Genomic DNA, 23,031 nt, shown 5'->3' on the forward strand with positions numbered 1-23,031 from the left:
ACGCCAATGAACGACCTTCCGCCACACAGCAGCATGGATGCGGCCAACAAGGGCAAACTTTTTCTCTTGTTTCGCATTGGCGATCAGCGCTTTGCCCTCGACACTCATGACGTGGTTGAGGTGTTGCCACGTTTGCCACTCAAGCCTATTGCGCAGGCACCACAGTGGGTCGCCGGGGTGCTGGCCCATCGTGGCGATCTGGTTCCGGTGATTGATGTTGGCGCGCTGAGCTTCGGCCAACCTGCCGCGACGCGTACCAGTACCCGGCTGGTGTTGGTGCATTACCGTGTCGACCCCGAGCGGCCAGATCTGTTGTTGGGGCTGATTCTGGAGCAGGCCAGTAACACCTTGCGTTGCGCCCCTGAAGAATTCCTCCCTTATGGCCTGGATAACACTGAGGCGCCTTACCTGGGGCCTGTGCGCGAGGATGCGCAGGGCTTGCTGCAATGGATCGGGGTTCAGGCGTTGTTGAGCGATGAAGTTCGGCAGTTGCTGTTCCCGGTGGCAGCCGATTCGGGCGGGGAGCTGGCATGAGCAGCGAGCAACGGTTCTTCCGCTTTCTCCAGGAGCGTATTGGCCTGGATGTCGCCTCGGTAGGGGCGCCAATGGTCGAGCGCGCGTTGCATCAGCGTTGTGCTGCCGTTTCGGCGCGTGATCTGGACGACTATTGGCTGCAAATGCAGCAGTCGAGCCAGGAACAACAGGCGCTGATCGAGGCGGTGATCGTTCCGGAAACCTGGTTCTTTCGCTACCCGGAATCGTTTGCCGCGTTGGTCAGCCTGGCGCTCAAGCGATTGGCCGTGCTGGCGGGTAGCCGACCGCTGCGAATTCTCAGTTTGCCGTGTTCTACCGGCGAGGAACCGTACTCCATCGCCATGGCATTGCTGGATGCCGGTGTCTCTGGGGCGGCGTTTCGTGTTGATGGCATCGACATCAGTAGCGGCTCTATTGCCAGGGCCAAGCATGCGGTTTATGGCCGAAATTCGTTTCGTGGCCTGCAGCAGGCGTTTCGTCAGGTGCATTTCAGTGAGTGCGCCGAAGGGCAGCGACTGGACGAGCGCGTGCGCCAGCAGGTCAATTTGCAGGTTGGTAACGTGCTGGACCCCATGCTGCGCACGCGTGAAGGCGCCTACGACTTCGTTTTCTGCCGTAATTTGTTGATCTACTTTGATGTGCCCACGCAGCAACGGGTTTTTGAAGTGCTGAAAAGCCTGACCCATGACGAGGGTGTGTTGTTTATCGGACCCGCCGAGGGCAGCCTGCTGGCGCGCCTGGGGATGCGCCCCTTGGGTATTCCTCAATCATTTGCCTATGTCCGTCAGGAGCCAGTGGAAGCGCCAGTCAGCAAACCTGTGGTGGTGTTGAAACCGATACCCCCGGTTGCGCCGCGTCCGGTGCAGGAGCCTGTGCGGCGGCCTTTTACGGCGTTTCAGTCCAAGCCACAGCCCTCTGCCAATACTGGAACTGCTGCGCAACTGCTGGAGCAGATTGCCCAGTTGGCCAACAGTGGCAGCAGTGTGCAGGCGCGTGCCGCGTGTGAGCGTTACTTGCGCGAGCATGAGCCTTGCGCTCAGGTGTTCTATTGGCTGGGTCTGCTTGGCGATACTGCGGGCGATAGCGCCGACGCCGTACGGCACTACCGTAAGGCGCTTTATCTGGAGCCGCAGCACCCTGAAGCGCTGGCTCACCTGGCGGCGTTGTTGGCCTCCCAAGGTGATCTTGTCGGTGCGCGTCGGTTACAGGCACGAGCGGTGAGGTTGGAACGGGAGCCTGAACGATGAGCCAGGGTAACGCATGGGATGTGATTGCCAGCGACCAGCCAAGTATCGACGATTGTTGGAATCGCATAGGTGTTCATGGCGACAAGCAGTGTTCGCTGCTGGCCGAACATGTTCATTGCCGTAATTGCGCGGTTTATGCGGATGCTGCAACGCTTTTGCTTGACCGTTATGCCCTTTCCCAGGAAATGCATCGGCAGGCGGAGGTTGTCCAGAACAGTGGCCCGACGCGTTCCTTGCTGCTGTTTCGACTGGGTGATGAGTGGCTGGCCTTGGCATCGCGCTGCCTGGTCGAGGTCGCCCCGCTGCAATCAGTACATTCCCTGCCGCACCAGCGTTCCCGGGTATTGCAAGGTGTTGCCAATGTGCGAGGTGCATTGGTGCCATGTCTGTCGTTGGGCCATTTGCTTGGGCTTGAAGGCGAGACGCCGGCTTCTACTTCATCGCGTGTGGTGCCACGTATGTTGATCCTCGCGGCTGAAGGCGGCTCCGTCGTGGCGCCGGTCGATGAGGTAGAGGGCATTCACGCGCTTGAGCTGTCCCGGTTGACTGAGGGCAGCTCGGCCGAGGAACGCTTTACCGAGGCCGTTCTGCAATGGCGTGGGCGGACGGTGCGGGTATTGGATGAAAAACAATTGCTGTCTGCTGTGAGCCGGAGCCTCTCATGACCCCAGAGCAAATGCGTGATGCGTCGTTGCTCGAACTGTTCAGCCTTGAGGCTGAAGCGCAGACCCAGGTGCTCAGTGCCGGGTTGCTGGCACTGGAGCGTAATCCCCGGCAGGCGGATCAACTGGAAGCCTGCATGCGTGCGGCGCACTCGCTCAAGGGTGCTGCGCGCATCGTTGGGGTCGATGCCGGTGTCAGTGTTGCCCATGTCATGGAGGATTGCCTGGTCGGTGCTCAGGAAGGGCGCTTGTTTCTGCGCCCGAAGCATATCGACGCCTTGCTGCAGGGTACTGACCTGTTGATGCGTATCGCCACGCCCGGCGATGTTTCGGTTGAGGCTGCGGTTCAGGCGTTTCTGGTGCAGATGGCGGTTCTGCTTGATCCGGCCACAGCCACAGCTCCCGTGTCTTCTGAGCCCAGCGCCCCTGTTGTCAGCATACCGGCGCCGTTGCCGGTTGTGCCGCCGAGCCCGCCTGAACAGGTGCCCGAGGCATTGATAGCACTGGAAGAGCCCGTTATTGCCGTGCCGGTCAGCACGCGGCGGAGCAAGCGCAGCAGTGAAGGCACGGAGCGCGTCTTGCGGGTAACGGCCGAGCGCCTGAACAGCTTGCTGGACCTCTCCAGCAAGTCGTTGGTCGAGACTCAGCGGCTCAAGCCCTACCTGGCCACACTACAGCGCCTCAAGCGCATGCAGAGTCAGAGTATTCGAGCCCTTGATGGCCTGAAGCATCAGTTGGAAGCCAGCGGTCAGAGCCCTGAAGTGCAAGAAGCGCTGACGTTGGCTCAACGCCTGCTGGGTGAAACTCAGCAGATTCTCCTGCAACAGGCAACCGACCTCGACGAATTTGGCTGGCAGGCCAGCCAGCGTGCACAGCTGCTTTACGATACGGCGTTGGCTTGCCGCATGCGTCCTTTCGCCGACGTGCTGACGGGGCAGAGCCGCATGGTGCGTGATCTCGGGCGCTCGCTGAACAAGCAGGTGCGGTTAGAGATCGAAGGCGAAAAGACACAGGTTGACCGCGATGTCCTCGAGCGGCTCGAGGCGCCACTGACGCACCTGTTGCGCAACGCCGTTGACCACGGTATCGAAACGCCTGAGCAGCGCCTGTTGGCAGGTAAGCCGATGGAAGGCCGAATCCGTCTTCGTGCTTCGCATCAGGCGGGATTGTTGGTGCTGGAACTGCGTGACGATGGCGCCGGGGTGGACCTGGAGCACTTGCGTCATTCGATTGTCGAGCGGCAATTGTCCCCCGCGGAGACAGTGGCGCAGATGAGCGAATCCGAACTGCTGACCTTCCTCTTTCTACCGAGCTTCAGTTTGCGCGATACCGTCACTGAAATCTCTGGCCGTGGGGTGGGGCTTGATGCCGTGCAACACATGGTCCGCCAACTGCGCGGATCAATTGAGTTGACCCAGGTCAGCGGCCAGGGCAGTTGTTTCCATCTTGAGGTTCCACTGACCTTGTCCGTGGTGCGCAGCCTTGTGGTTGAAGTGGGAGGGGAGGCCTACGCCTTCCCCCTGGCCCACATCGAACGTACGCTGGAGTTGCCAACGGAGTCGGTCGTGCAGATCGACGGGCGTCAGCACTTCTGGCATGAGGGACGGCATATTGGCCTGGTTGCGGCCAGCCAGCTGCTTAATCGCCCAACCAGCCCTGCCGATGGGGAATGCATCAAGGTGGTGGTGATCCGTGAGCGTGAAACGCTCTATGGGGTTGCGGTCGAGCGTCTTGTCGGTGAGCGGGTTTTGGTGGTGATGCCGCTCGATGCCCGCTTGGGCAAGGTTCAGGACATCTCCGCCGGTGCGTTGCTGGATGATGGATCGGTGGTACTGATCATTGATGTGGAGGACCTGCTGCGCTCGGTTGAAAAGCTGCTCAGTACCGGCAGCCTGGAGCGTATTGAGCGTGGTCGGGGGGTTGTCAGCAACAGCGTGCGCAAGCGCGTTCTGGTGGTCGATGACTCGCTGACCGTGCGTGAGCTACAGCGCAAGCTACTGAGCAATCAAGGCTATGAAGTTGCTGTGGCGGTGGATGGCATGGACGGCTGGAACGCGCTGCGCAGCGAGGACTTCGATTTGCTCATCACCGATATCGACATGCCGCGCATGGACGGTATCGAGCTGGTTACCCTGCTGCGCCGTGACAATCGATTGCAGTCCCTGCCCGTGATGGTGGTGTCCTATAAGGACCGTGAAGAGGATCGCCGCCGTGGACTTGATGCTGGCGCCGACTACTATTTGGCAAAGGCCAGCTTTCACGATGATGCCTTGATCGATGCCGTGGTGGAACTGATCGGGGGAGCACAGGGATGAAAATCGCCATTGTCAACGATATGCCGCTGGCAGTTGAGGCCTTGCGCCGAGCCCTGGCGTTCGAGCCTTCGCATCAGGTTGTCTGGGTGGCCAGTAACGGTGCCGAGGCGGTACAGCGCTGCACTGAACTGCTCCCGGACCTGATCCTGATGGACCTGATCATGCCGGTGATGGACGGTGTCGAGGCCACGCGGCGGATCATGGCCGAGACACCCTGCGCCATCGTCATCGTCACGGTCGACCGCAAACAGAATGTGCATCGGGTCTTTGAGGCGATGGGGTATGGCGCCCTTGATGTGGTCGATACGCCAGCCTTGGGCGGTAGCGATCCCAGGGAGGCCGCGGCACCGCTGCTACGCAAAATCCTCAACATCAGTTGGTTGATCGGCCAGCGTAATGCCGCCTTGCAGCCGCTGAATGCTCCCTTGCGCGATGCGGTGCAACGTCAGAGGCTGGTTGCAATCGGTTCTTCGGCGGGTGGTCCGGCTGCGCTGGAGGTGTTACTCAAGGGCCTGCCTCGCAACTTTTCCGCCGCGATCGTTTTGGTTCAGCATGTCGATCAGGTGTTTGCGGCTGGCATGGCTGAATGGCTGGCGAGTGCGTCGGGGTTGAACGTACGCCTGGCACTCGAGGGCGAGCCCCCCCAGCCCGGCCAGGTACTGTTGGCAGGAACCAACCACCATATTCGGCTACTGAGCAATGGCACCCTTGGATATACCGCTGAGCCAGTGAACGAGATCTATCGCCCCTCGATCGATGTGTTCTTCGAGAGTGTGGCACGGTTCTGGCGTGGTGATGCGGTCGGTGTGTTGCTGACCGGTATGGGACGTGATGGTGCCCAGGGGTTGAAGCTGATGCGCCAGCAAGGTTTTCTGACGATTGCCCAGGATCAGCAAAGTAGTGCCGTATACGGCATGCCCAAGGCTGCTGCGGCCATTGATGCGGCGGTGGAGATTCGTTCGCTGGAGCGCATTGCTCCCCGACTGCTGGAACTTTTTTCAAAATGACACTATTTATTGACGCGGGCCGTTTGGCCGGCAGAGGCCAGGTGAGAACGCATGAATGATTTACCGATCAGTGGTTTTCCGACCACCAACGAGAATTCAGCGATGGTTCTGCTGGTGGACGACCAGGCAATGATCGGCGAGGCAGTACGGCGCGGTCTGGCTCAGGAAGAAAACATCGATTTTCATTTTTGTGCCGATCCTCATCAGGCCGTGGCCCAGGCGATCCGTATCAAGCCAACCGTGATCCTTCAGGATTTGATCATGCCCGGTCTTGATGGGCTGACGCTGGTCCGGGAATACCGCAGCAATCCGGCGACCCAGGACATTCCGATCATCGTCCTGTCTACCAAGGAGGATCCGCTGGTCAAGAGTGCTGCGTTTGCCGCCGGGGCCAACGATTACCTGGTCAAGCTGCCGGATAACATCGAGTTGGTGGCGCGCATTCGTTACCACTCGCGCTCCTACCTGACCCTGCTTCAGCGCGACGAAGCTTACCGGGCCTTGCGGGTCAGCCAGCAACAATTGCTCGACACCAACCTGGTGCTGCAGCGGCTGATGAACTCCGATGGCCTGACCGGGCTGTCCAATCGCCGTCATTTCGATGAGTACCTCGAACTGGAGTGGCGCCGGGCAATGCGCGAGCAGACGCAGCTGTCGCTGCTGATGATTGATGTCGACTACTTCAAGCCGTTCAACGACACCTTCGGCCACCTGGCGGGCGACGAGGCCTTGCGCAAGGTTGCAGAGGCCATTCGCAGCTCCTGCAGCCGGCCCAGCGACCTGCCGGCGCGCTATGGCGGTGAGGAATTTGCGTTGGTGCTGCCTAACACCTCGCCGGGCGGTGCCCGCCTGGTGGCCGAGAAACTGCGTCAGACCGTTGAAACGCTGCTCATTGCCCATACCCTGCCCGTGTCAGGCTCAAGCCTGACGGTGAGTATTGGCTTGGCGACGCAGATCCCGGCTATCGGCAGCCATTGTCGGCAGCTGATTTCGGCGGCGGACAAAGGCCTGTACCTGGCCAAGAACGGCGGGCGTAACCAGGTCGGGGTGGCCTGAGGCGAGTTTTCTTGCGGCAGGCCGTCGGGCGGGCTGCCGCAGGCATTTGAGTGCGTTATACTCTCCGGCTTTTGACAGATTACGCACGAGAGCTGCCCGCCCATGGAAATCAACCCGATCCTGAACACCATCAAGGACCTGACCGAGCGCTCCGAGACTATTCGGGGGTATCTTTGACTACGATCAAAAGCATGAGCGCCTGATCGAAGTCAATCGCGAGCTTGAAGACCCGAACGTCTGGAACAAGCCCGAATACGCCCAGGAACTGGGCCGCGAGCGCGCCATGCTGGCGCAGATCGTCGAGACCCTGGACGAGATGTCCGGTGGCCTGGCCGATTGCCGTGACCTGCTGGACATGGCTGTTGAAGAAGATGACGAAGCCGCTGTCGAGGACGTCGTCAGTGAACTTGACCGCCTGCGCGTCGCGCTGGAGAAGCTCGAGTTCCGTCGCATGTTCAGCGGCGAGATGGACATGAACAACGCTTACCTGGATATCCAGGCCGGCTCCGGTGGTACCGAAGCTCAGGATTGGGCCAACATTCTGCTGCGCATGTACCTGCGTTGGGCAGACAAGCGCGGTTTCGATACCACGATCATGGAACTGTCCGAAGGCGAAGTGGCCGGTATCAAGGGTGCCACCCTGCATATCAAGGGCGAGTACGCCTTTGGCTGGCTGCGCACCGAGATCGGTGTTCATCGCCTGGTACGCAAGAGCCCGTTCGACTCCGGCAACCGTCGTCATACCTCGTTCTCGGCGGTGTTCGTCTCGCCGGAGATCGATGACAAGGTCGAAATCGATATCAACCCGTCCGACCTGCGTATCGATACCTATCGTTCGTCCGGTGCCGGTGGTCAGCACGTAAACACCACCGATTCGGCAGTGCGGATTACCCACGTACCGACCAACACCGTGGTCAGCTGCCAGAACGAACGCTCCCAGCACGCCAACAAGGACACCGCCATGAAAATGCTGCGGGCCAAGTTGTACGAGCAGGAAATGCAGAAGCGTAATGCCGCCTCCCAGGCACTTGAGGACAGCAAGTCCGATATTGGCTGGGGCCACCAGATCCGTTCCTACGTGCTTGATGCGTCGCGGATCAAGGACCTGCGTACCGGCATTGAACGCAGTGACTGTGACAAGGTGCTCGACGGCGACCTCGACGAATACCTGGAGGCCAGTCTCAAGCAGGGGCTATAACCCCTCGGAGACCTGCCACAAGTCCCTCGCCCGACGGGCGAGGGCAACGAACCCGTGATGGAAAATGTGAAGACATGAGCGACCTACAACTCGATCCGCAAGACCTGCAACAGGAAGAAAACAACCTGATCGCCCTGCGCAAGGAAAAGCTTGCCGCTGTGCGCGAACAGGGTCAGGCCTTCCCCAACGACTTCCGCCGTGACAGCTACTGCAACGACCTGCAGAAACAGTATGTCGACAAGACCAAGGAAGAGCTGGAAGCTGCAGCGATCCCGGTCAAGGTTGCCGGCCGCATCATGCTCAACCGTGGTTCGTTCATGGTGATTCAGGACATGACCGGCCGTATCCAGGTCTATGTCAACCGCAAGACATTGCCGGAAGAAACCCTGGCTACGGTCAAGACCTGGGACTTGGGCGACATCATTGCCGCTGAAGGCACCCTGGCTCGCTCCGGCAAGGGCGACCTGTACGTGGAAATGACCAACGTGCGCCTGCTGACCAAGTCGCTGCGCCCGCTGCCAGACAAGCACCACGGTCTGACCGACACTGAAACCCGCTACCGTCAGCGCTACGTTGACCTGATCGTCAACGAAGACACCCGTCAGACCTTCCGCGTTCGCTCGCAGGTCATCAGCCACATTCGTAGCTTCCTGGCCAAGCGTGACTTCCTCGAAGTCGAAACGCCGATGCTGCAGACCATCCCTGGCGGTGCCGCGGCCAAGCCGTTTGAAACCCACCACAACGCGCTGGACCTGCCAATGTTCCTGCGTATTGCCCCGGAGCTGTACCTCAAGCGCCTGGTGGTTGGTGGTTTCGAGCGTGTGTTCGAGATCAACCGCAACTTCCGTAACGAAGGTGTGTCGACTCGTCACAACCCCGAGTTCACCATGCTGGAGTTCTACCAGGCGTACGCCGATTACGAAGACAACATGGACCTCACCGAAGAGCTGTTCCGTGAACTGGCTCAGTTGGTTCTGGGCAGCACCGACGTGCCGTACCAAGGCAAGGTGTTCCATTTCGGCGAGCCGTTCCAGCGTATTTCGGTGTTCGATTCGATCCTCAAGTACAACCCGGAAATCACCGCTGCCGACCTGCAGGACATCGACAAGGCGCGCGCCCTGGCCAAGAAGTCGGGTGCCGACGTCAAAGGTTTCGAGGGCCTGGGCAAGCTGCAGACCATGATTTTCGAAGAGCTGGTCGAGCATAAACTCGAGCAACCAACCTTCATTACCGAATACCCGTTCGAAGTGTCGCCACTGGCACGTCGCAACAACAAGAACCCGAACGTCACCGACCGTTTCGAGCTGTTCATCGGTGGCCGCGAAATCGCCAACGCCTATTCCGAGCTCAACGATGCCGAGGACCAGGCCGAACGCTTCATGGCGCAGGTGGCCGACAAGGACGCCGGTGACGACGAAGCCATGCACTACGATGCCGACTTCGTACGTGCCCTGGAGTACGGCATGCCGCCAACGGCGGGTGAGGGCATCGGCATCGACCGTCTGGTCATGCTGCTGACCGATTCACCGTCGATCCGCGACGTGATCCTGTTCCCGCACATGCGCCCACAGGCCTGAGTGTTCTGAAAAAGCCGCCTTCCGGGGCGGCTTTTTCTTGCCCGCAATAAGTTGATCGAACCGACAGTATTCATAGAGGTAGACCTGTAGTGACTCCTGCAATGGCTCAACAAGGTGCTGCTGGCGTGGCCACAGCGGTGGCGGAAAGTGTGCAGTATCAGGGGCGCAAGGCTAGCCGTCGTGGCAGTGAACAGCGGCGTCAGGAGATTCTCGACGCAGCGATGCGCATCGTTGTCCGTGATGGCGTGCGGGGTGTGCGGCACCGGGCGGTAGCCGCGGAGGCTGGGGTGCCCTTGTCGGCCACTACCTATTACTTCAAGGACATCGAAGACCTGCTTATCGACAGCTTCGCCCAGTACGTGGAGCGTAGTGCGGCCTACATGGCCAAGCTCTGGGAGCACACGGAAGTGGTGTTGCGCCAATTGTTGTCTCAGGGCGACGGCAGCCCGCAATCGCGGGCGCGATTGGCCGACGAAGTGGCGAAGATGATGAGCGAGTATGTGCAACGCCAATTGCATAACCGCCGCAATTTCCTGATGGCTGAGCAGGCCTTCCGCCAGGAAGCGCTGCTGTGTCCGAAGCTGGCTGAACTGGTCAAGTCGCACGAGCAGATTTTACTGCGTGGCGCCGGCCAGATGCTTCAGGTTGTGGGATCGCGTGAACCTCAGCAGGATGCCTTGGTGTTGACGGCGATAATCGAGCAGATGGAATATCAGGGCCTGCTCGATGCTGAACAACCGCACGCCGAAGCGCAGATGCTCGCTATTCTTACGCGATACCTGCATCTGGTGTTGGCTGCGGCCTGAGGCACGATCCATTTCAAGGAGAACCTGATGAAAGCCTGGCGTGTGCTGTTGGCCTTGTCGTTTTTACTGCTTGGCGGTTGTCTGGTGACCTTCAATGAACCCATCCCGGCGAATCAGCCGGCGCCCAAGGCGTTGCTCGGTAACTGGAGCAGCAAGGACGCCTGGGGTGAACCCTTGAAACTGCTGATCAGTCGCACCGGGGGAAATGCCTACAAGGCCGTGGCCACAGCCAAGGGCAAGCCGCGTGAGGAGTATGCCTTCACGGTCTCTCGGCACGGCAATCGCTGGTATCTCTCGGCCGGGGTGCCGAAAAGGCTCGGCGGAAACTTCCTGATTGCCGGTTTTGACGTGACCGCTAACAACGAACTGGTGGTCTACAACCTTGATGTTGAACGGATCAACCAGGCGGTGGAGCAGAAGGCGCTGAGTGGCCAGCGTTATGAAGTGCCGGATGATAACGGTGAGGGCGTGTTGATCGACAGCGCTGCACAACAGGTCTTTGCTTACCTGGATGACCCGGCCAACTCCGACCTGTTCATCGAAGTCGCGCGTTTCCAGCGCGCAGGCAAATAACCGATTCGAAGCAAGGAGTGTGGTGTGGACGAGTACCAGCAGACGATACGCGGCTTGTCTGATCGCATTGTTCAGGCACAGGCGCCGATCCGCGTGCTCGATGCGGTGAAGTGGGACGACAGCATCCGCCAGGGGTTTCTCAAGGCCAAGGGCAAAGAGTTGCCGAAGGTGGACCGTGAGTACTATCAGGCTCGCCCCCTGTCTTTTGACTCCAGTGCGGTGAAGCTGGAGTTTCAGAACATCGAGCGCGACATTACCCGTCAGCTTGGTCAGTTCAATCCGGTCGGGCAAATCATGCGACGCATGTGCAAGGAATACCGCATGGTGGTACGCATGCTGGAGGCACGCGGTACCGAGGACTTCGGGCTGATCTCTCAGGAGCTTTATGGCGCTGCGTCCGATGCCTTTCACGCCGGTGACCCGACCCTGTCCGATCTGGGCCTGATGCTCTCCGATTACCTGAACAATATCGATTGCCTGGGTGACCTGAAAGACGAGCCGAAAAACCTTACCGCCAAACAGGCTGTGGACATACTCCAGCACCGCTTGAACAAGGTGTTCGGTGAGGCTGAAGAGACCATCCGGGTGTTTGAGTCTGACGGTATCGTCGCCGACGCGGCGGCCGGTGCCGACTACATCAAGATCCGCGCCGACGCGATGTTCAACAGCCGCGATGTGCGCGCCCTGGAGGTCCATGAGGGGTTGGTGCATGTCGGCACCACCCTCAACGGGCTGAACCAGCCGATCTGTACCTTTCTGTCCAAGGGACCGCCTTCTTCCACTGTCACCCAGGAGGGCCTGGCGATCCTCATGGAGGTGATCGCTTTCGCCTCGTACCCCAGCCGACTACGTAAACTGACCAACCGCACCCGGGCCATTCACATGGTTGAAGAGGGGGCCGATTTCCTCCAGGTGTTCGAGTTCTTCCGCGCCCAGGGCTTTGGCATGCAGGAGAGCTATGGCAATGCCAGCCGGGTGTTCCGTGGCTCGGTGCCTAATGGGTTGCCCTTTACCAAGGACTTGTCCTACCTCAAGGGCTTTATCATGGTTTACAACTATATTCAGTTGGCCGTGCGTAAAGGCAAGCTTGAGCAGATCCCCTTGCTGTTCTGTGGCAAGACCACGCTGGAGGATATGCGGACCCTGCGTCAATTGGTCGACGAAGGCCTGGTGGAGCCGCCCAAGTACTTGCCCGAGCAGTTCCGTGACTTGAATGCGCTGTCGGCCTGGATGTGCTTCTCCAACTTCCTCAATCACCTGAGCCTGGACCGTATTGAAGCCGACTACTCGAACATTCTCTGACGCCTGGGGCTGGCCGCTGGGCCTGCTCCTGTTACTGCTGAGTCTGGGCGGCTGCAGCGCCTTGCTGTTTTATCCCGAACCGGGCCAGCCTTTCACGCCGAAGCGGGCCAAGCTTGAGTACCGTGACCTCACCCTGACTGCTACAGACGGTACGCGCCTGCATGGCTGGTGGTTGCCGGCCAAGGCAGGGGTAGCCGTCAAGGGGACGGTACTGCACCTGCACGGCAATGGTGGCAACCTGGCGTTGCACCTGGGCGGTAGCTGGTGGCTGCCGGAGCAGGGCTATCAGGTGTTGATGATCGACTACCGTGGCTATGGGTTGTCTGAAGGCACCCCGAGCTTGCCGGAGGTCTATGATGACATCGCGGCAGCGATGGATTGGTTGCAGCAGTCGCCTGAAGTCCAAGGCAAGCCGTTGGTATTGCTGGGGCAGAGTCTGGGCGGTGCCCTGGCCATCCATTACCTGGCGCAACACCCCGAGCAGTCCCGACGGTTCACCGCGATGGTGTTTGACGGTGTGCCGGCCAGTTACCGGGATGTTGGGCGTAGCGCCTTGAGTTCGACCTGGTTGACCTGGCCTTTTCAGGTTCCACTGTCGTGGCTGGTGCCGGATGGCGACAGTGCCGTGCGCTCGGTTGGACAATTGTCCGGGGTTCCGAAGCTGATCTACCACAGCATCGACGACACCACTGTACCCATGATCAATGGTATCCGGCTGTATCAGGCTGCCCCACCGCCGCGCGTGCTGCAGTTGACCCGTGGTGGTCATGTGCAGACCTTCAACGACCCGATTTGGCGTAAGGTCATGCTGCGTTTTCTGGAAGACCCTGAACATTTCAATGGCCTGCGACGTCTGGCCGAAGTCCCCAATTACCCTGATGAGAAGTAGTAATGAGTGAAGAACGCAACGCCATCCCGATGATTATCACCGGTGTCTGCAGCATCATTGGCACCGTTGGTGCGCTTTGGTACTACGGCTACCTGCATTTCGCCAAGCCGGAGGATGCGCTGCTGCTGTCCGACTTCACCATGCTCAAGACCGTTCCGGGCGAGGATTACAAGGTCTCGCTCAGCCCGGCGCCCCAGGTGGCGCAGTGTATCGATGGTGTGCTGGTACTCTTTGATACCCAGCAGAAGGGGCTTACCGGCGTACTGGTCGACAGCAAGAAACAGGCGGTGCGCTGCATGGGGCAGGAGACGCCGCAGCAGGTGCAGTAACGCAGTCAGTTCGTGGCGTCCGTATCGCTGGCAAGCCCAGCGCTCGCTGGTTTCAGCTGTTGGACGCCTCTTTCTCGGCACTTATGACCTGCAGGTAGTGTCGCGAGAGTGCCAGGAAGCGTGGCGTTGGGCCGACGTCTTCATAGAGCGGATTGCCGTCTTCATCGGTCTCGATGACCTGTTGACCGCGGACATAAGGGAAACTCGCCTCCAGCTCCTCGAGCGCCGCGCCGAGCAGGTCGCCTAGCAGTTCCTCTGGCTGACGTTTAGGGTACATCTCTGCCAGCGCCGCCAGGCGCGCCGCGGCTTCGACATCCAGATGCAACACATAGCCGGTAGGGCTCATGCGCCCTGTGGCAGTCTGTTCCCAGTTCTGGGCAAGTTCGCGGATTTTCATGGTGACCTCGTTTAAGACGGATGGCCTACCTTCAGCGTAGCTACTGGTCGCACTTTGGTCTGCCTTGAAGCACAGGCGGTACTGCGGCACTCTGATGGCATCGCTGTTTGCCCGCGCTGGAGATGAAGGCTGATGACCGGTATTGATGTGCGCTTGCGTGAAGACGTCCATCTGTTGGGCGAGTTGTTGGGGAACACCGTACGCGAACAGTACGGTGAAGCATTCCTGCAGAAGATCGAGGATATCCGTCGCAGTGCCAAGGCCGACCGCAGTGGCAGCGCCGAACAACTGAGCTCCAGTCTCGATGGTTTGGCCGAGGAAGAGTTGCTGCCGGTAGCCCGTGCGTTCAACCAGTTTCTCAACCTGGCCAACATCGCCGAGCAGTACCAACTGATCCGCCGCCGCGACGCTGATCAGCCCGAACCGTTTGAGGCCAGGGTGCTTCCCGAGTTGCTCGATCGCCTGAAAAAAGCGGGTCATAGTCCAGACGCGCTGGCTCGCCAACTCGGCAAGCTGAGCATCGAACTGGTGCTCACTGCGCACCCGACCGAAGTCGCTCGCCGCACCTTGATCCATAAGTACGATGCCATCGCCGCGCAGCTGGCGGCTCAAGACCACCGTGACCTGACACCTGCCGAACGTGCGCAGGTCCGTGAGCGCCTGCAGCGACTGATTGCTGAAGCTTGGCACACCGAAGAGATACGTCGTACTCGGCCCACCCCGGTCGATGAAGCCAAATGGGGTTTCGCGGTCATTGAAAACTCGCTCTGGCAGGCTATCCCCAACCACCTGCGCAAGGCTGACCAGGCATTGTTTGCGGCCACGGGCCTGCGCTTGCCTTTGGAAGCTGCACCGATTCGATTTGCCTCGTGGATGGGCGGCGACCGTGACGGCAACCCCAATGTCACATCGACGGTCACACGCGAGGTGCTGTTGTTGGCCCGATGGATGGCAGCCGACCTGTTCCTGCGTGATGTCGACTTCCTGGCTGCCGAGTTGTCGATGCAGCAGGCCAGCCCGGCATTGAGGGCCAGGGTGGGTGAGCATGCTGAACCCTACCGGGCGCTGCTCAAGCAACTGCGCGAGCGCCTGCGTGCGACCCGTGCCTGGGCTCAGTCGTCGCTGGCGGTTACTCAGCCGGCCCCCGCTGAGGTCTTGCACAACAATCACGACTTGTTTGAGCCTCTACGGCTCTGCTACGAGTCGTTGCATGAGTGCGGTATGGGCGTCATTGCCGATGGCCCGTTACTCGACACCTTGCGTCGGGCGGTAACCTTTGGCCTGTTCCTGGTGCGCCTGGATGTGCGTCAGGACGCAGCGCGACATGCCTCGGCCTTGAGTGAAATCACCGACTATCTGGGGCTGGGGCGTTATGAGGAGTGGGACGAAGACGCGCGTATCACTTTCCTGCAGACCGAACTGAATAACCGTCGTCCGTTGCTGCCACGGCATTTCCGGCCCCAGGCCGAGACGGCTGAAGTGCTGGCCACCTGCAGTGAGATCGCTGCCGCCCCGGCAGCATCGTTGGGGTCTTATGTGATCTCCATGGCGGGGGCGGCTTCAGATGTGCTGGCGGTACAGTTGCTGCTCAAGGAGGCGGGCGTAACCCGTCCGATGCGGGTCGTGCCGTTGTTCGAAACACTGGCCGACCTGGACAATGCCGGGCCGGTCATGCAGCGCCTGCTGGGTCTTCCGGGCTATCGCGCGGGTTTGCAAGGCCCTCAAGAAGTGATGATCGGCTACTCTGACTCGGCCAAGGATGCCGGTACTACGGCAGCGGCCTGGGCCCAATACCGTGCTCAGGAAACCCTGGTGGAGATCTGTCGAGGGCAGAACGTCGAATTGCTGCTGTTTCACGGCCGTGGCGGTACTGTGGGCCGTGGTGGCGGCCCGGCTCACGCGGCAATTCTGTCGCAACCGCCGGGTTCGGTGGCCGGCAGGTTCCGTACCACCGAGCAGGGCGAGATGATCCGTTTCAAATTCGGTCTGCCGGACATCGCTGAACAGAACCTCAACCTGTATCTGGCTGCGGTGCTCGAGGCCACCTTGTTGCCGCCACCACCACCGCAGCCAGCCTGGCGCGAGGTGATGGACCAGCTCGCGGCGGATGGCTTGAAGGCTTACCGCAGCGTGGTACGTGACAACCCGGAGTTTGTTGAGTATTTCCGTCAGGCCACGCCAGAGCAGGAACTGGGCCGCTTGCCGTTGGGCAGTCGGCCGGCCAAGCGCCGTGCCGGTGGTATTGAAAGCCTGCGGGCGATTCCGTGGATCTTCGGTTGGACGCAAACGCGGCTCATGCTGCCGGCCTGGTTGGGTTGGGAGGCGGCGTTGAGTAACGCGCTGGCACGTGGACAAGGTGCGCTGTTGGCGGAAATGCGTGAGCAGTGGCCATTTTTCCGTACCCGTATCGATATGCTCGAAATGGTCCTGGCGAAGGCCGATGCGGAGATCGCTCGCTCCTACGACGAACGTCTAGTTCAATCGCAACTGCGACCTTTAGGTGCGCAGCTGCGCGACCTATTGTCGCAGGCGTGCCAGGTGGTGTTGGGTCTGACCGGGCAGCCAGTACTGCTTGCACACAGTCCCGATACCCTGGAGTTCATTCGTTTGCGCAATACCTATCTGGACCCTCTGCATCTGCTTCAGGTTGATCTTCTGGCCCGCTCGCGCGGCCGTGATGCCGCTCTGGACAGCCCTTTGGAGCAGGCTTTGCTGGTAACGGTGGCGGGTATCGCGGCAGGGTTGCGCAATACCGGTTGAGGCGTGTCCGCGCCGGGTTGCTCCCGGCGCAACCGGAGCATGATGGGGCCTTCGGCAGCAGGTTCTTCCGACTTTGGAGCGCTTGTGTGGCCGAAAGCTGCTGTGTATCTTGAGCAGCCTTTTGACCGAATTGTGGTCATGACCTAATTCCGGGATTTTGCCTTAGCGGCGAATCCTTTGATTTGCTTATAAAAATTGAGGAGCACAAGATGCGTGTAATTCTGCTGGGAGCTCCCGGGGCCGGTAAAGGTACTCAGGCAAAGTTCATCACCGAGAAGTTCGGCATTCCACAGATCTCCACCGGTGACATGCTGCGTGCCGCCGTCAAGGCGGGTACCCCGCTGGGCCTCGAGGCCAAGGCGATCATGGACGCTGGCAAGCTGGTTTCCGACGAACTGATCATCAACCTGGTCAAGGACCGTATCGCTCAGCCTGACTGCGCGAAGGGCTTCCTGTTCGACGGTTTCCCTCGCACTATTCCTCAGGCTGAAGCCCTGGTGACTGCCGGTGTCGAACTGGATGCCGTTGTCGAGATCGCAGTGGCTGACGAGGAAATCGTCAAGCGTATTGCCGGTCGCCGTGTGCACGAAGCCTCGGGTCGCGTCTACCACGTGATCTACAACCCGCCAAAGGTTGAAGGCAAGGACGATGAAACCGGCGATTCGCTGGTTCAGCGTAAAGACGATACTGAAGAAACCGTACGTCACCGCCTGGCGGTCTACCACGACCAGACCAAGCCGCTGGTGGACTTCTACCAGAAGCTGGCCGCCGCCAATGGCAAGCCGAAGTACAGCCACATCGAAGGTGTGGGCTCGGTTGAGGCCATCACGGCCAAAGTACTGGAAGCGCTGAGCTGATTTATCGCTCAAGCCTCTGAACAACGGCCCGCTTGCGGGCCGTTGTTGTTTATAATGCCGCTCTTTTTTCTTTCGCCTGGAACCACCGATGACCACCTTGCTGGCCCTGGATACCGCCACTGAAGCCTGCTCCGTTGCCCTGCTGCATGACGGCAAGGTGTTGAGCCACTATGAGGTGATCCCACGCTTGCATGCGCAGAAGCTGCTGCCAATGATTCAGACGCTGCTTGCCGAGGCAGGTATCGCCTTGTCGGCGCTTGATGCCATTGCCTTTGGCCGTGGCCCGGGTGCGTTCACCGGGGTTCGTATCGCTATTGGTGTGGTGCAGGGCCTGGCCTTTGCGCTGGAGCGTCCGGTACTGCCGGTGTCGAATCTGGCCGTGCTGGCGCAGCGGGCAATGCGTGAGCAGGGCGTGCAGCAGGTCGCCGCCGCCATCGACGCCCGCATGGATGAAGTGTATTGGGGGTGCTACCAGGCGACGGCGGGCGAGATGCGCCTGCTGGGTGAGGAAGCCGTGCTGCCACCGGAGCAGGTGGCCTTGCCGGCAGGTGCTACCGGGGATTGGTTTGGTGCGGGTACCGGCTGGGGCTATGCCGAGCGCCTTGCCGTCAAGGTCAGTGCCCAGGATGCCAGCCTGCTGCCCCACGCCCAGGACCTGCTCAGCCTGGCGACGTTCGCCTGGCAGCGCGGTGAGGCCATTGCCGCGGATCTGGCGCAGCCGGTCTACCTGCGCGATAAGGTGGCCACGCCCAAGGCGCGTTGAGCACCGCCGGTCAATTAGCGCCAGCAAACCCGAATCTTTTGCCTGATCTGTGGTCCAGTTATCAGTCAGGCATTTGCGAAGGTCATCAGGTGCCGCTAAATTGCCATCATTGCTCCTGAGTATTCCGCCATGCGTATCGACGGTTTTTCCTCGCAGTCTTACCCGGTCAAACGCTCCGCGCGTAAGGCGCCGCTGCGTGAAGAAGAGCTGGACGACGACATTCCGGGCGAGTTCGAAATCCAGGCGCAGCCTTCGGCGGCTGCAGGTACCAGCCGCAATACCGGCTTGCCCGCCCGCCAGCAGGACATGATTTTTCCACGAGCCTCCAACAAGCGCACTGCCAAGGCCCTGAGCAGCTACCTGACCACCGCCGGTTTCGTCGATTGGGAGATGGAAGTGCTGGGGCTGGACCTGTACATTTGACGGATGATTCCGTCCCCACTTCCTTATTTTCTGGGTTGCCCGTCCTGGAGTGAAAGCGCCTGGCGCGAGTACCTGTACCCTGCCGACGCAAAAACCGCCGATTTCCTTGGGCTTTATTGCCAGGTGTTCAATGCCGTCGAAGGCAATACCACGTTCTATGCCCGCCCGGCGGCTGCCACGGTGGAACGTTGGGCGCAGGTCATGCCGGAGCACTTTCGTTTTACTGCCAAGTTTCCCGGCGATATCAGCCATAGTGGCGACCTGCTTGGACAACTGATCGCTGCCCAGCATTTTACTGAACTGCTTCGGCCTTTAGGTCAGCGGGTGACGCCTTACTGGTTGCAGTTACCGGCCAGTTTCGGACCTTCGCGGCTCGCAGAGTTGGCCGGGTTTCTCGACGAAGTCGGTGTGGCTGTCGCAGTAGAAGTTCGCCATGCGGACTTCTTTGCCAAGGGCGAGGCAGAGCGGTCGCTCAATCGCCTGCTTTTGGCGCGTGGGGTGGAGCGTATTTGCCTGGACCCGCGTGCGTTGTTCAGTTGCACATCCCGCGAGGCCTCGGTGCTGCATGCCCAGGCCAAGAAGCCCAGGGTGTCACCGCGACCGGCCGCATTTACACAGTGCCCGCAGGTGCGTTTCATCGGCCACCCCGAACTTGCTGCCAATGAGCCGTTTTTACAGCCTTGGCTGGATAAGGTTGCCGCCTGGATCGAAGAGGGGCGAACCCCCTATGTATTTCTGCATACCGCCGACAACCGCCTGGCCGCTGCGCTGGCTCAGCGCTTTCATCGGGGATTGATGGAGCGTCTGCCGGGGCTCCTGTCATTGCCTGAAATCGAACGGGCGCCACTTGCCGAGCAACTGGGCCTGCTCTGACGGCTTACTGGTGGGGCTGTCTTTAGGCGGCAATACGGACGTTGTTCAGCACCACTGGACGGGCCCAGCGCAGGTCAAAGTCCAGGTGTTTCTGCTGTTCAATCAAGGTGTGCTCATCGAAAGGTTCTGCGGCCTTGTCCAGCAGGTCCATTTCGAATTCAGCGATCGGCAGGTGCAGAGGACGTGCCTGAGGGGCTGGACCTGGCTCAGGGGTCGGCTGGCCGGCGCTGAGCACGATGGGGCGAACCCAACTGTTGCTGATGTCCAGTTGGCGTTGCTGCTCGATCAGTTCGGCGGCGCTGAAGGGGGGGGCAGGTTTTTCCAGTAGTTCTGGTTCAAACTCGGCGATTGGCAGAAACAGTGGTTCAGGCGGGGTGATCTCACTGTCTTGAACATCGCACGCGCGTTGGCTGTTGATCTGTGCCAGGGCCTGGCTACCGCCGACGGGTTCGCCGGTAGTGGCGTCCACCGGGTTATGGGTCAGCGTTGTTGCTTCAGTGCCTTCAGCCTGTTGCTCTGCCAACGCCCGGGCGAAAAAATCTTGCCACAGGTGGCTAACGCCACCCAATGCCTGGGTGTTATGGCGGCTGTAGTCGCCGACGGGCGACAAGTAGCCTGAATTGAGCTGAAGAATGTCTGACATGGCAGTCGGAGGCTGTCCGGGTCTGGCAAAATACCGAGTACTTCAGGTATCGGCCGTGGTCGCCGATCATTTAATTTTTTTTGGACGTACGAACTATGGTTGAGCAACTGGCGGATAGCCGTCTGCGCGTCGAGGCATTGTCGCCCGAGTATCAGGGGCATGCCGAGCAATGGGCGCAACGCCTGGGCTTGCCGCTAGAAGACGATACTGCGGGTTTCGCCGTTCAGGTTGGAGGCGACGGTCTGCAGATACAGCAGTTGGGGCCGCAGGCCCCCGGTCCTGTGCGTGTCGACTTCGTGGAAGGGCAGGCCGCCCACCGACGGCTGTTTGGCGGCGGGAGCGGGCAGATGATCGCCAAGGCGGTGGGGATCGCCCAAGGTGTGCGTCCGCGTGTACTGGATGCCACGGCGGGGTTGGGCAAGGATGCGTTCGTCTTGGCCAGCCTGGGTTGTGAGATGCAACTGATCGAGCGTCAACCGCTGGTTGCTGCGTTGCTTGAGGACGGGCTGGTGCGAGGCCGTGCAGACGCCGAAGTCGGTCCAATCGCAGCGCGCATGCAGTTGCTGAAGGGCAACGCGATTGAACTGATGCGCAATTGGCAAGGTGAGGCGCCGCAAGTGATTTACCTTGACCCGATGTTCCCGCACCGGGACAAGAGCGCACTGGTCAAAAAAGAAATGCGCGTGTTCCGCCCATTGGTGGGCGACGATCTGGATGCCCCGGCGCTGCTTGAGGCAGCCTTGGCGTTGGCCACTCACCGGGTCGTGGTGAAGCGCCCGCGCAAGGCGCCGATCATCGAGGGCGCCAAGCCGAGCCATAGCCTGGAAGGCAAGTCGAGCCGCTACGACATCTACCCGAAGAAAGCCCTCAAGGCCTGATCAGGGCGCGAAGGCGCGCATGAACAGGTTGACCACATCCTGTACGTGCGCCTCGGCACCTTGGGCATCCAACGGTTCGCCGCAACCGAGCAGCAGGCGGAAGTTGGGGGCACCCTTGAGCAGGCAGAAAAAATGCTCAGCGGCATTGCCTGGGTGCTCGATCCGCAGTAGGCCGAGTTCGTCAGCCTTCTGCAACAGGGCCTCCATTTCCCGTAGCACGCGCATCGGGCCTGCCTCGAAGAAAATCTCGCAGAGCTTGGGGTCCTGGCTGCCCAGCGCCATGATCAAACGGTGCAGCTTGATCGACTCCTCGCCGTTGATCAGCCCCTGAAAACCACGGCCAATGTTCAGCAGCACCTGCTGTAGCGAGGCGCCATCGGGCAGTTCGAAAATCAACTCTGGCAGTTGAGCCTTGCAGGTTGCCACTACCGCCGTGCAGAACAGCGTCTCTTTGTCAGTGAAGTGGCTGTAGACCGTCAATTTCGAAACACCTGCCGCTGTCGCGACTGCATCCATGCTGGTGCTGGCATAGCCATGGGTCAGGAACAGTCGTTTGGCCGCTTCGAGAATGGCCTGGCGCTTGGCCAGGTCTTTCGGTCGGCCAGGACCGTTGGGTGCGGGGGTGTCGTTGAGCATGGTGTCCTTGGGCAGCGGTTGAAGGGCGGTCATGGTACATCGCGTGCTTCGTGTGCGAGAGGGAAATCCGACTGGTCAGTCAAGCCATCCCAAAACATTGTCGGACAAAAAACGGGGCTTTCGCTTCCCAGCGCTATGGGGTCTGATTAATATACCGCTCAGTACAAATATTAAAAGCGCCACTCGAGAAAGGGTTTTCCATATGTTGCGCCATTTCCTGCCCCTTGCTTTGCCCGTCAGTTTTGCCTTGTTACTCAGTGCGTGTGGCCAGGAGGGCCAGCAACAGGTAACCATTCGGCCCGCCATGGTGGTACAGCCACAACCGGCCAGTGCGGCGGTAGCCAGTTACCCGGGGGAGGTGCGCGCACGCTTCGAGCCAGAGCTGGCGTTTCGCATCGCGGGCAAGGTCAGTCGGCGGCTGGTGGAGGAAGGGCAGCGGGTCAAGGCCAATCAGCCGCTGGCCGAGCTCGACCCACAGGACGTGCGTCTGCAGTTGGAAGCCGCGCGAGCCCAGGTTACGGCCGCTGAGGCCAACCTGAGCTTGGTACAGGCTGAGCGCGATCGCTACCAAAAGCTGCTGGAGCGGCAACTGGTCAGTCGCTCCCAGTATGACAATGCTGAAAACCTCTATCGTGCGGGCCTGGCTCGGCTCAAACAGGTGCGTGCCGAGTTCGATGTGGCGGGTAACCAGGCCGGCTATGCCGTGCTGCGGGCGCCACAGGATGGGGTAATTGCCAAGCGCCAGGTCGAGGTCGGCCAGGTGGTCGCGGCTGGGCAGACGGTGTTTACCCTGGCAGCCGATGGCGAGCGGGAAGTGCTGATCAGCCTGCCCGAGCAAAATTTCGCACGTTTCAAGGTGGGCCAGCCGGTGTCGGTTGAGCTGTGGTCGCAGCCCCAGGAGCGGTTCAACGGCATTATCCGTGAGCTCTCGCCTGCGGCTGATCCTCGTTCGCGTACCTTCGCCGCGCGTATCACCTTCAATGCCGGCAAGGTGCAGGCCGAGCTTGGACAAAGTGCGCGGGTGTTCATTCAGCACGACGAGCAGGTACCGCTGGCGGTGCCACTGTCGGCGCTGACTGCCGAGAATGGCCAGACGTATGTCTGGCGGGTAGACGCCAACAATACACTCAAGCGAACACCTGTGCGTGTCGGTGCCTTTGGCGAGACCAGCGTGCCGGTGCTGGAAGGCTTGAGTCCCTCTGACTGGGTGGTTGCTGCGGGTGTGCATGTATTGCACGAAGGTCAGCAAGTTCGCCCGGTGGACCGTTCCAACCGTGTGGTCAATCTGGCGACTAAGGAGTAGTCC

The 23,031-nt window shown here is 60.3% G+C and carries 23 protein-coding genes; 20 read left to right on the forward strand and 3 right to left on the reverse strand.

Annotated features, from left to right (window positions below; translation table 11 throughout):
• Positions 1-6 precede the first annotated feature (6 nt).
• From IE038_RS13070 to IE038_RS13130, 13 genes are all read left to right on the forward strand, one after another.
• Positions 7-534 (forward strand): chemotaxis protein CheW, encoded by a 528-nt coding sequence (locus IE038_RS13070; protein WP_163934305.1) that lies wholly within the window; start codon positions 7-9, stop codon positions 532-534.
• On the forward strand, positions 531-1,781 hold the full coding sequence (locus IE038_RS13075) for a CheR family methyltransferase (protein WP_163934302.1): 1,251 nt from the start codon (positions 531-533) through the stop codon (positions 1,779-1,781). Before IE038_RS13070 ends, IE038_RS13075 begins: the two co-directional genes overlap by 4 nt.
• Positions 1,778-2,446 (forward strand): chemotaxis protein CheW, encoded by a 669-nt coding sequence (locus tag IE038_RS13080; RefSeq protein WP_189395745.1) that lies wholly within the window; start codon positions 1,778-1,780, stop codon positions 2,444-2,446. Before IE038_RS13075 ends, IE038_RS13080 begins: the two co-directional genes overlap by 4 nt.
• Positions 2,443-4,758 carry a hybrid sensor histidine kinase/response regulator gene (locus IE038_RS13085; protein ID WP_163934300.1) on the forward strand — a complete coding sequence of 772 codons (2,316 nt, stop codon included), beginning with the start codon at positions 2,443-2,445 and terminating at the stop codon, positions 4,756-4,758. The genes IE038_RS13080 and IE038_RS13085 overlap by 4 nt, the downstream gene beginning before the upstream one ends.
• Entirely contained in the window at positions 4,755-5,765 is a 1,011-nt protein-coding gene (locus tag IE038_RS13090; protein ID WP_163934296.1) for a chemotaxis response regulator protein-glutamate methylesterase, read from the forward strand. The genes IE038_RS13085 and IE038_RS13090 overlap by 4 nt, the downstream gene beginning before the upstream one ends.
• Before the next feature lie 51 nt (positions 5,766-5,816).
• On the forward strand, positions 5,817-6,821 hold the full coding sequence (locus IE038_RS13095) for a response regulator (protein WP_189395746.1): 1,005 nt from the start codon (positions 5,817-5,819) through the stop codon (positions 6,819-6,821).
• Positions 6,822-6,923: 102 nt separating this feature from the next.
• Positions 6,924-8,019, forward strand: a protein-coding gene (gene prfB / locus IE038_RS13100) for a peptide chain release factor 2 (RefSeq protein WP_099773686.1) whose coding sequence is annotated in 2 segments (ribosomal slippage) — positions 6,924-6,995 and positions 6,997-8,019 — 1,095 coding nt in all. Because the reading frame shifts where the segments join, the coding sequence is not laid out codon by codon here.
• 74 nt (positions 8,020-8,093) lie between these two features.
• A complete protein-coding gene (lysS, locus tag IE038_RS13105) occupies positions 8,094-9,596 on the forward strand; it encodes a lysine--tRNA ligase (protein ID WP_163934293.1) in 1,503 nt (500 codons plus the stop codon).
• Positions 9,597-9,697: 101 nt separating this feature from the next.
• A complete protein-coding gene (locus IE038_RS13110) occupies positions 9,698-10,402 on the forward strand; it encodes a TetR/AcrR family transcriptional regulator (RefSeq protein WP_189395747.1) in 705 nt (234 codons plus the stop codon).
• Positions 10,403-10,429: 27 nt separating this feature from the next.
• Positions 10,430-10,975 carry a hypothetical protein gene (locus tag IE038_RS13115; protein ID WP_189395748.1) on the forward strand — a complete coding sequence of 182 codons (546 nt, stop codon included), beginning with the start codon at positions 10,430-10,432 and terminating at the stop codon, positions 10,973-10,975.
• A gap of 24 nt (positions 10,976-10,999) precedes the next feature.
• Positions 11,000-12,277, forward strand: a complete 1,278-nt coding sequence (locus IE038_RS13120) for a flavohemoglobin expression-modulating QEGLA motif protein (protein ID WP_163934290.1) — start codon at positions 11,000-11,002, stop codon at positions 12,275-12,277.
• Complete coding sequence (locus IE038_RS13125) at positions 12,249-13,166, forward strand: alpha/beta hydrolase (protein ID WP_163934288.1); 918 nt, start codon at positions 12,249-12,251, stop codon at positions 13,164-13,166. The genes IE038_RS13120 and IE038_RS13125 overlap by 29 nt, the downstream gene beginning before the upstream one ends.
• Before the next feature lie 2 nt (positions 13,167-13,168).
• Positions 13,169-13,495, forward strand: coding sequence for a PA3694 family proteiin (locus tag IE038_RS13130; protein WP_163934285.1), 327 nt, complete (start codon positions 13,169-13,171; stop codon positions 13,493-13,495).
• A gap of 52 nt (positions 13,496-13,547) precedes the next feature.
• Here IE038_RS13130 and IE038_RS13135 read toward each other — a convergent pair whose 3' ends face one another.
• Complete coding sequence (locus tag IE038_RS13135; RefSeq protein WP_163934283.1) at positions 13,548-13,892, reverse strand: pilin assembly protein; 345 nt, start codon at positions 13,890-13,892, stop codon at positions 13,548-13,550.
• Positions 13,893-14,024: 132 nt separating this feature from the next.
• On the opposite strand from IE038_RS13135, the gene ppc reads away from it, so the two are divergent.
• From ppc to IE038_RS13160, 5 genes are all read left to right on the forward strand, one after another.
• Positions 14,025-16,652: a phosphoenolpyruvate carboxylase gene (gene ppc, locus IE038_RS13140; RefSeq protein WP_189395749.1), complete on the forward strand. Its 2,628-nt coding sequence runs from the start codon at positions 14,025-14,027 to the stop codon at positions 16,650-16,652.
• 209 nt (positions 16,653-16,861) lie between these two features.
• Entirely contained in the window at positions 16,862-17,509 is a 648-nt protein-coding gene (adk, locus tag IE038_RS13145; RefSeq protein WP_099773690.1) for an adenylate kinase, read from the forward strand.
• 88 nt (positions 17,510-17,597) lie between these two features.
• Positions 17,598-18,272: a tRNA (adenosine(37)-N6)-threonylcarbamoyltransferase complex dimerization subunit type 1 TsaB gene (gene tsaB / locus IE038_RS13150; protein ID WP_189395750.1), complete on the forward strand. Its 675-nt coding sequence runs from the start codon at positions 17,598-17,600 to the stop codon at positions 18,270-18,272.
• Positions 18,273-18,401: 129 nt separating this feature from the next.
• Positions 18,402-18,695 carry a hypothetical protein gene (locus IE038_RS13155; RefSeq protein WP_163934280.1) on the forward strand — a complete coding sequence of 98 codons (294 nt, stop codon included), beginning with the start codon at positions 18,402-18,404 and terminating at the stop codon, positions 18,693-18,695.
• A gap of 3 nt (positions 18,696-18,698) precedes the next feature.
• Complete coding sequence (locus tag IE038_RS13160; protein WP_189395751.1) at positions 18,699-19,568, forward strand: DUF72 domain-containing protein; 870 nt, start codon at positions 18,699-18,701, stop codon at positions 19,566-19,568.
• Between the two features lie 22 nt (positions 19,569-19,590).
• Here IE038_RS13160 and IE038_RS13165 read toward each other — a convergent pair whose 3' ends face one another.
• The gene (locus IE038_RS13165) at positions 19,591-20,211 is read right to left on the reverse strand and encodes an energy transducer TonB (protein WP_163934277.1); all 621 of its coding nucleotides are present in this window, start codon (positions 20,209-20,211) and stop codon (positions 19,591-19,593) included.
• A gap of 95 nt (positions 20,212-20,306) precedes the next feature.
• Here IE038_RS13165 and IE038_RS13170 point away from each other — a divergent pair, with 95 nt between their 5' ends.
• Complete coding sequence (locus IE038_RS13170; protein WP_163934275.1) at positions 20,307-21,089, forward strand: class I SAM-dependent methyltransferase; 783 nt, start codon at positions 20,307-20,309, stop codon at positions 21,087-21,089.
• Here IE038_RS13170 and IE038_RS13175 read toward each other — a convergent pair whose 3' ends face one another.
• A complete protein-coding gene (locus tag IE038_RS13175) occupies positions 21,090-21,725 on the reverse strand; it encodes a TetR/AcrR family transcriptional regulator (RefSeq protein ID WP_163934376.1) in 636 nt (211 codons plus the stop codon).
• Between the two features lie 202 nt (positions 21,726-21,927).
• Here IE038_RS13175 and IE038_RS13180 point away from each other — a divergent pair, with 202 nt between their 5' ends.
• Entirely contained in the window at positions 21,928-23,028 is a 1,101-nt protein-coding gene (locus IE038_RS13180) for an efflux RND transporter periplasmic adaptor subunit (protein ID WP_189395752.1), read from the forward strand.
• The last annotated feature ends 3 nt before the right edge of the window (positions 23,029-23,031 follow it).

It is taken from the genome of Pseudomonas laurentiana (assembly GCF_014648275.1).
GTDB lineage: Bacteria > Pseudomonadota > Gammaproteobacteria > Pseudomonadales > Pseudomonadaceae > Aquipseudomonas > Aquipseudomonas laurentiana.